Below are 7,924 nucleotides of genomic sequence, written 5' to 3'. Positions count from 1 at the left end.
TATCACAGTCAATATTTCGCCCTATAAGGGCAAAGCATTCGGATATTAAATTTGGGGTTTTTCGCATAAATTGTTGTCCGAATGCGAAAGCCCCTACAACGCCCTATTCGGATATTAAATTTGGGGTTTTTCCCAGAAATTATTGCCCGAATGCGAAAGCCCCTACATTCTACTTCCCAGCACCTCTACAATCCAACACCGGCAACCCAGACCCTGAGAGAGTCACATGAGGCGATTCGCTCTGACGCGATAGCTTCGCTTCACGCGCCACCAAAACCACCGTGCCATCAGCGGCCACCAGCCAGCCCTGAGCCTCCACTATGGGCAACTCTAATGGCAAAACAGATGGCAAAAGAGAAGTGGCTGAATATCTTTGGCTTTTGGGCGGCTTTTGGGCAAAACTGCGAATCTGTGATTCTGGCTGCCCATTGCTATGATCGCCAAAAAACCGTAAATCGTCCAGCACCACAGCCGAGTGAATCACCTCATTGGGAGAACGGGGCAAACCGCCACGACCTGACACCGTAAATTGACTGCCACTGTTCACCGCACAGAAATTACGGTCAATCAAGCGGGCTACATCAACGGGACTTTTCGCCAACTCCAGCAACCCAGCAGCCGCATCAATATCTGGGGTACTAATATCCACGGTGCCACTAAACTGGGGGCCAAGTTCAGAAGAGGCCGTAATATCGCTCAAGGGCGTTTCACTGTTGCGAAATTGGGTGCCAAAAATCCCTTGAGCATTAATTCTTACCTGACCCCCACGACCGGCCAAGGCATTCGCCGTAATATCGCTATTTTCCAGGGCTACTAAATTTTCTGTTGCGATCGCAATATTCCCACCGTCGGTATTTGCCGCATTCGTATTAATATTGCCAGTTTGCCGCAACAGCAAATCTTGAGTTTGCAAGCGAATATTGCCACCCTGACCGGAACTGGTAGCCCCAGTAATTTCCCCGGTATTGGCAATCTCGATTTCGCGAGCCACTACTTCCAGATTTCCCGCATCCCCCAGACTCACACTGCTCACCGCCAGTTTTGCCCCATCACTGACAATTAACTTATCCGTAACAATGCTCACGTCGCCCCCCGCTCCCGTGGCAGGAATTGGCGATCCGGCCAAGCCCGAAGACGCCGATATCCCACTAGGAATCAAAGTCCCAGTCCGACGACCAGTAACTTCGACCAACTCGGAAGCATTCACTGTCAAGCTGCCCCCAGCCCCTGGGCCAAAAAAAGTCCCAGCGGCGATCGTTCCGCCATCGCGGACAAACAGTTTCCCGGTATTAATCACAATGTCACCGGCCACACTACTTGGGCCACTAGACGAGGCTAATAAAGAACTGGCCAACAGGCCATCCCCAGAGACTCCGAAGACTGCCACTGACTCCGAAGCATTAATCAACATTGTCCCCCCTTTTCCCGCACTGGTACTGGCAGCGGAGAGAGAACCACCATCTCGGACAATTAACCGGCCAGTATTAATAATTAAATCACCGGCATTCCCAGTCCCGCTTTCCTCGCGACCGACACTGCCACTGAGAATATTCGTAGGCAGATAAGTAATTAAGCGACTGACCCCAAAGGTTCTGCCCAAAACATTAATCGGCGCACCAACTATTTCCACTTGCTCCACAGCGTTGACAATCGCATTGCCTCCTTGACCGGGGCCAAAGGTGGTACTGGAAATCACCGAGCCATCCTGGAGTCTCAATTGCCGCGTATCAATGGTCAAATCCTGGGCGCTGCCGGTGCCCGCAGTCCCAGCCATCACCAGGGAGCCGCCAGTGATATCAATAAAATCAGCCTTAATTGCCAAATTGCCGCCGTTACCGGGGCCAAAGGTCGAAGCCAAGATGCCGATGCCATTGTTGACGATTAACTGGTTAGTCTCCAGAGTCAGATCCCCTGCCATCCCATTGCTGGCAGTCAACGTATATAAACCACTATTAATATTCAGGGGGTCAAAGGTTCCGGCTAACACCTGTTCGGAGATGACTAATCGTTGGGTGCCACTGAGGTTAATCTGGTCTGTAGCGCGGATGGTGAGGTTGCCGCCGTGTCCACTGCCAAAGGTGGATGCAGAAATAAAGGCGCCATTATTGAGGACAAATTGATTAGCATCAACGGTAATATTGCCGCCGTTTTCACTGCCCAGGGTATTAGACAGAATACTGGAGCCATTGGTCAAAGTGATATTCCCACCCCGGACTGCGATCGCGCCACCACCATTCCCACTGGCATTCACCACGGCATTTTGGGTCAATTGAATATCGCCGAAATTCTCCACTCCCCAATATCCTGGGGCAAAGCCACGATCAGGACCAGATAAACTCACTCTGGCATTACTGCCGACACTACCGAGGTAAATTTGTCCTTGGGGACTGGTCAGTTTTCCCCCATCCAAAAGCAAGCTACCGCCAATTAATGCCAAACTTTGCCCTGGTTGTGTTGCCAGACCGATCGCGTTTCCTTGATTATCTGTCACCTGAGACTGGTTAACAATGGCGCCGGGATTGTCACCAAACTGTAAGCCCACTGGCAGATTAACTGTGAGCAATGGCTGGGCTTGGGGATTGGTAGCACTAAACAAACTACCATCCGCCATCACCAAACTTTCGGCACTACTGGCAAAAAACGAACCGCCAATATTTAACTGAGCATTTGGCCCAAATACAATCCCATTCGGGTTAAGGAAAAATAGATTTGCTGTCCCATTGGCGCGAATTAAGCCATCAATATTAGAAATATTGCCACCAGTGACGCGAGTGAAAATATGGCTAATCTCTGAAGCATGGTTAAAAAATACCTCGCCCCCAGTCGGCAAAGAAAATTCCTGAAAACTATGAAATAGATTAGCCCCGGCAGCGGTTCCCCCGGTAATTGTTTGCAGATTGCCATCCGTATTGACCACGGAATTAATCGGTAAGGTGCGATCGGGAATAATCTGACCTTGGGCAATTGATGGCGCGATCGCATAGCCAAAGCAGTAAGAACACAGAGTGACAGTCCAGGGTATTGGGGATTTACCTAACATATTATTTATTATTTATCATTCGTTATTTTTTTACTGTTATTGGTTATTTGTGATTTTGACTCTGGTCAAATAACCAATAACCAATAACAATCAACCAATGCTTGCCTGTAGTATGCCAAAAAATTTCCTGGCAAAAAAGCCGTAAGACCAAAAAAAGGCCAAAAATATGATCCGTAAACCTCTTGCAAAGAATTGCTAATTCCTGTAATGTTTTGTCATATTACTTCAACTAATTTGCATGATAAAACTGACGCCGAAATCCTAAATCGGGATTTCGCGAGGGGGAGCGATCCCCTATATAGAGTGTTTAAGCTTAAATTTGCTGCTCGATTAAGCAGAATTTTCATCGGAAAAACTATCGGAAAAACTAAAGGGGGTAACGCTAATGTTCAAAACAAACCAAAATCCCAAAATTATGGTGGTTGATTTAGCAGCAGGGGTGAAAGTTCAGACCGCGATCGCCTCTACCAACCAAGCGGCCCTAAGGTCTGGTTTCGCCGGATACCCAGCTAACCCTCGCTGGGGCGCCGTCAAATATCGGGCTTGGAAAACCGGACGAGAATTGCGAGAATCACTCCAAGAAGGCAAGCTGGTAGTGCGATCTTCTGACTCCATGCTCGTCGTAGCCAAATCACCCCAAAATATACCCCAACCAAAGTTTTTTCAACGAGTCAAAGTCGAAGCTGAACTCGCGATCGCTTAGACTTTTGTTAGATGTCATACCTGAAATCAAATCATTCAATTAAACTAGGAAAATTACGGGTTTTTGATGAGAAGAAACCCGTAATTTTCCTTGGCTGAATATTACACCGAATTCACCAATTAACCATCGGCGTTAATTTGCCGAATCAACTCTTCCTTCACCTCTTCCGCTTGGTCATTATCCACTTGGCAAGTTCCCGCATTGGCATGACCACCGCCGCCATATTTCAGCATTAATTTCCCGATATTTGTGTTGGAAGATCGGTTAAAAATTGACTTGCCAACGGCAAACACGGTATTTTGCTGTTTTAATCCCCACATCAGATGGATGGAAATATTGCACTGAGGATATAGCGCATAAATCATAAAGCGGTTTCCCGCATAAATGACCTCCTCATTTCTTAAATCTAAAATTACTAAATTTTTATAAACTTTTGAGCATCTTTTTAATTGTTCTTTAAAAGGCACGGATTGCTCAAAATAAAGTTCTATGCGTTCTTTAACGTCAGGTAGTGATAAAATTTGCTGAATGCTATGATTTTTGCAATATTCGATTAACTCCATCATTAATTGATAGTTAGAAATCCGGAAATTCTTAAATCGACCTAATCCGGTTCGGGCATCCATAATAAAGTTCAAAAGCACCCAATTTTCTGGGTCTAAAACTTCATGTTTTTCAAATTTAGCCGAATCGGATTTATCAACGGCCTCCATCATTTCATCAGAAATACTCGGAAAAGTTTCTTTACCGCCATAATAGTTGTAAACGACTCTGGCCGCTGAAGGGGCATTGGGTTCGATAATGTGATTATCTTGGATTTGTTCGTTTCTAATGGTTTCACTGGCGTGGTGGTCGAAGGCTAAATGGACGCCTTCTAAATAAGGTAAGTTAGTGGTAATATCCCGATCCGTGACTTCAATTTTTCCATCCTGCATATCTTTAGGATGAACAAATTTAATGTCATCAATCATGTCTAGTTCTTTTAAGAGAACCGCACAAACTAGACCATCAAAGTCACTCCGAGTGACTAATCGATATTTTCTGTCATTCGTAGACATAGAAAAACCTCTTGGCTATCAGGCCGAATTTAACTTCTATTGAAACTCATGTATTCTGATATGTCCAGGGCGATCGCGCCAATTCCGATCCGATCGCGACTCAAACCTGCAACAAGATCATGTTGCTCTCTCCTCTCTCCTCTCTGTTGAGCAGCCTAGTTAGTTAGAGGGAGTCCCGGAACTCCACCGCCAAATTTGAATCGTGTTATTGTCGCCCCCAGTAGCCAGCATGGTGCCATCAGGACTAAAAGCCACCGCTTGCACCGCATCCACCGTGGGAGAAATTCGGTGCAACAGTTCACCCGATCGCAAATTCCAGAGTTTCAGCCCATCCCGACTAGCACTGGCGAGGGTGTTACCATCAGGAGAGATCGCCAAAGTATGAATCGGGCCAAGATGCTCTCCCAAAGACCTCATTTCCCCAGTATCCATCTGCCACAATTTGATGCCTTGGTCATAACTACCACTGACTAAATATTCGCCATTGGGAGTAAATGCCAGCGCACTAATCGCATCCGTATGTCCTTTAAAACTGCCTTCATGGGGATTTGCACGGGGAACAAAACAGCCCAGAGTCTCGGTGCAGTCTGGTTGGGCATCCCAAAGAGTAATTTCGCCGTTTTTGCCCCCAGTAACTAACAGCCTGCCGCGAGGATCAACCGCCACGGAGTAAATCGGATTCAGCCGTAATAAAGTTTCAATAAATACCTGTTGCTGAAGATTCCAGATTTTCAGCCCATCTAACCCCCCACTAATTAAATTTTGGCCATTGGGAGTAATCGCCAAAGCCATCACATGAGACGAATGGGAAGCAAAAGTGCGGATTAACTGACGTTTTTCCAAATCCCAGAGATTAATCAGGGAGTCTTCCCCCCCACTGACTAAGGTTTTACCATCGGGGGCGATCGCCATTGACAAAACCCTCGCTTGATGTCCTTTCAACTGTCCCCGATGTTTGCCATTTCGCACAGTCCACAAATGAATAATCGGATCATTGCGACCCCCACCACTGATTAACATTTCGCCATTGGGAGTAAACACCAACGACTCAACCGCCGTTTTATGGCGACTTTCCAGAGTTCTGACTAGCTGGATATTCCCCCAAGCCGATTCCTGAGTCAATGTCTGAGGGGGGGAAGCATACAAAGGAAGTTGACCCAAGTAGATGGGGATTAAAGTACAAAACAAAGAAAAAGAAAACAGAATGAGTCTGTTGCGTCCGCTTCTGGTTTTCTTCTTCGGGTGCTGTGTCATTCGTTTGATTGAATATTAGGGCAAATTGTCCGGGCGATGCGGTCAGCACTGGGAAGGTCTTGCCAACCGGACAGCAAGCCTTGGAGTTCGCCGCGTAAGGTTTCTAAGGCTTCGATTTGGTCAGTAATTTCTGCTAACTTTTGCTGCACCAGTTGTTTAACTTCCCCGCAAGGCAACTGACCTTGGTCGTGAATATTTAAAATTGCTTTAATGTCATTCAAGCTTAACCCAAAAGATTGCGATCGCTTAATAAAAGCCAAACGATTGAGCACATGGTGGTCAAACAAACGATAGCCCGTTGCCGAGCGTTTGACCGTTGGTGCGAGTAAGCCAATTTCTTCGTAATAACGAATAGTTTTTACTGGCAAACCACTTTGATTGGCCACTTCGCCAATTTTTAAACGCTTTAAGCGCTCAACATCGGGGATTCTTAACATCGGGGATTAACGTGCAGTTCATTGGTCAATTTTCCAGCTTCCTCACGCCCATCACGAGAAATTACTTGGTTGATTGCTTGGGATTAAACTCGGCGGAAACTAAAAATTGGGTGGATGTTTTTTCTGCGCCATTAACATCGGCATTTGCGGTCGAGAAGAACTCGGTGGCAGATAACGTTCTGGCACTTCTTCTGGGATTTCTTCCGGCTCATTGCGGAGAATTTGCCATAAGCGTAAAAATAGCGCTAACCCGACGAGACTCAAGCCAAAACCAAATAAAGACCCGCTATTTTCCACTCCACCAATCACGGCATCTACCGCCCCCACCGTAACAATAAAACTAGAGAGGGGCTCTTGACGGTAGGCTGACTTAATAAATCTAAACAAAGCAGCGTTCATCACAGACTTTCGCCTTCCTATTTCTTTCTAAATTGATAAATTCGGTTTCTGGTCATCAGGAATAAATTCTTAATTGATTTATCCTGGAATAGAAACCTAAACGGTTGATGGTTTTCTTGGCAGACTGTCCAGAATCCTTAAACAAGGGAGTTCTGCTATTCTGGGGTTCCATTGGCTCACGGTCAAGATTGACTGGGGAATGGAACCGAAACAAATCTTATCGGCATATTTCTGGATTTGCTACATATACTTCAGGGATTCTGAGCAAAGTTTTTGCGCGATCCCTTTAATCTTAGCAGAACTTTTTCCGGTAATTAACGAAATCATAGCGTTATGACCAGAAGGAGTAGGTAAAGACTCTCCGGGGAGCATTTTAATCTTTCGAGCAATAATCGAGCAATAATATTTAATTTACATTTCCGTGACTGATGTTCCAGGAATTATCGGCATTAGCATACAAGCAAAGGTTTTTAATTTCTGGCAAAAGCGGATTTGATGGGAGGCGATCGCCTCCCATATCCCCGGCAATAAGCTTTTGCTGTTTCCTGTCATCACATCCTCAAGACTCAAAAGAGAATCTACAGGTTTCTGGCTGAGGCATTCGACCAGGAGAAGGCAGACCCTTCTCCTGAATCTAATCTATCCGGCAATTAGTTTAAACCCAGCCAAGACAGGACACCTTGACCTGTCAGATACTCGATGACTACAGTCAAAACAAAGCCAATCATCGCCGCTCGACCGTTCAAGCGTTCGGCATAATCGTTAAAGCCAAATTTTGGATCGGCCAATTTGGGAGTGGTAGTGGGTTGGGGTTGTGTCATGGTGCTTTGATAATTTGATAAATTTACAAATCTTTACGTTTTCCTGTAATCCATTGTAAATACCAGGTGGCCAACGTCAACTACTTTTGACCAAAAGAAGGGCAGGGAGTGGGGGTGCGGGGGGGCAGGGGTGCAGGGGAAGCCGCCGTCGTGTAGGGTGTAGGGTGTAGGGTGTAGGGTGTAGGGGAAGAGAGGATGCATAGGATGCATAG

The 7,924-nt window shown here is 46.2% G+C and carries 8 protein-coding genes; 1 reads left to right on the top strand and 7 read right to left on the bottom strand.

All coding sequences use genetic code 11. From position 1 onward, the window contains the following. Window positions 1-169: 169 nt before the first annotated feature. Complete coding sequence (locus AM228_RS27350) at window positions 170-3,040, bottom strand: S-layer family protein (protein WP_054470073.1); 2,871 nt, start codon at window positions 3,038-3,040, stop codon at window positions 170-172. 385 nt (window positions 3,041-3,425) lie between these two features. On the opposite strand from AM228_RS27350, the gene AM228_RS27345 reads away from it, so the two are divergent. Then, complete coding sequence (locus AM228_RS27345; protein ID WP_054470072.1) at window positions 3,426-3,743, top strand: hypothetical protein; 318 nt, start codon at window positions 3,426-3,428, stop codon at window positions 3,741-3,743. Between the two features lie 119 nt (window positions 3,744-3,862). Here the strand turns inward: AM228_RS27345 and AM228_RS27340 are convergent, their stop codons facing one another. The 6 genes from AM228_RS27340 to AM228_RS33745 form a co-directional block, all read right to left on the bottom strand. Then, complete coding sequence (locus AM228_RS27340; RefSeq protein WP_054470071.1) at window positions 3,863-4,801, bottom strand: exopolyphosphatase; 939 nt, start codon at window positions 4,799-4,801, stop codon at window positions 3,863-3,865. Window positions 4,802-4,960: 159 nt separating this feature from the next. Beyond that, the gene (locus tag AM228_RS27335; protein WP_054470070.1) at window positions 4,961-6,055 is read right to left on the bottom strand and encodes a WD40 repeat domain-containing protein; all 1,095 of its coding nucleotides are present in this window, start codon (window positions 6,053-6,055) and stop codon (window positions 4,961-4,963) included. Then, window positions 6,052-6,492, bottom strand: a complete 441-nt coding sequence (locus tag AM228_RS27330) for a heavy metal-responsive transcriptional regulator (RefSeq protein WP_054470069.1) — start codon at window positions 6,490-6,492, stop codon at window positions 6,052-6,054. The genes AM228_RS27335 and AM228_RS27330 overlap by 4 nt, the downstream gene beginning before the upstream one ends. A 99-nt stretch (window positions 6,493-6,591) precedes the next feature. Beyond that, window positions 6,592-6,891, bottom strand: coding sequence for a hypothetical protein (locus AM228_RS27325; RefSeq protein WP_054470068.1), 300 nt, complete (start codon window positions 6,889-6,891; stop codon window positions 6,592-6,594). Between the two features lie 411 nt (window positions 6,892-7,302). After that, window positions 7,303-7,443: a hypothetical protein gene (locus tag AM228_RS33750; protein WP_156332112.1), complete on the bottom strand. Its 141-nt coding sequence runs from the start codon at window positions 7,441-7,443 to the stop codon at window positions 7,303-7,305. 98 nt (window positions 7,444-7,541) lie between these two features. Next, window positions 7,542-7,712, bottom strand: a complete 171-nt coding sequence (locus AM228_RS33745) for a chlorophyll a/b-binding protein (RefSeq protein WP_156332111.1) — start codon at window positions 7,710-7,712, stop codon at window positions 7,542-7,544. Window positions 7,713-7,924: the final 212 nt, after the last annotated feature.

It is taken from the genome of Planktothricoides sp. SR001, from assembly GCF_001276715.1.
Classification (GTDB): domain Bacteria; phylum Cyanobacteriota; class Cyanobacteriia; order Cyanobacteriales; family Laspinemataceae; genus Planktothricoides; species Planktothricoides raciborskii.
The sequence above is the reverse complement of the archived record's forward strand: the minus strand, read 5'-3'. Positions and strand labels throughout refer to the sequence as shown.

What these genes read in the sequence shown, in the direction of transcription:
- AM228_RS27335 (WP_054470070.1), bottom strand. Translation starts at nt 6,055, where the DNA reads ATGACACAGCACCCGAAGAAGAAAACCAGAAGCGGACGCAACAGACTC.
- AM228_RS33745 (WP_156332111.1), bottom strand. Translation starts at nt 7,712, where the DNA reads ATGACACAACCCCAACCCACTACCACTCCCAAATTGGCCGATCCAAAA.
- AM228_RS27325 (WP_054470068.1), bottom strand. Translation starts at nt 6,891, where the DNA reads ATGAACGCTGCTTTGTTTAGATTTATTAAGTCAGCCTACCGTCAAGAG.
- AM228_RS27330 (WP_054470069.1), bottom strand. Translation starts at nt 6,492, where the DNA reads ATGTTAAGAATCCCCGATGTTGAGCGCTTAAAGCGTTTAAAAATTGGC.
- AM228_RS27350 (WP_054470073.1), bottom strand. Translation starts at nt 3,040, where the DNA reads ATGTTAGGTAAATCCCCAATACCCTGGACTGTCACTCTGTGTTCTTAC.
- AM228_RS27345 (WP_054470072.1), top strand. Translation starts at nt 3,426, where the DNA reads ATGTTCAAAACAAACCAAAATCCCAAAATTATGGTGGTTGATTTAGCA.
- AM228_RS33750 (WP_156332112.1), bottom strand. Translation starts at nt 7,443, where the DNA reads ATGACAGGAAACAGCAAAAGCTTATTGCCGGGGATATGGGAGGCGATC.
- AM228_RS27340 (WP_054470071.1), bottom strand. Translation starts at nt 4,801, where the DNA reads ATGTCTACGAATGACAGAAAATATCGATTAGTCACTCGGAGTGACTTT.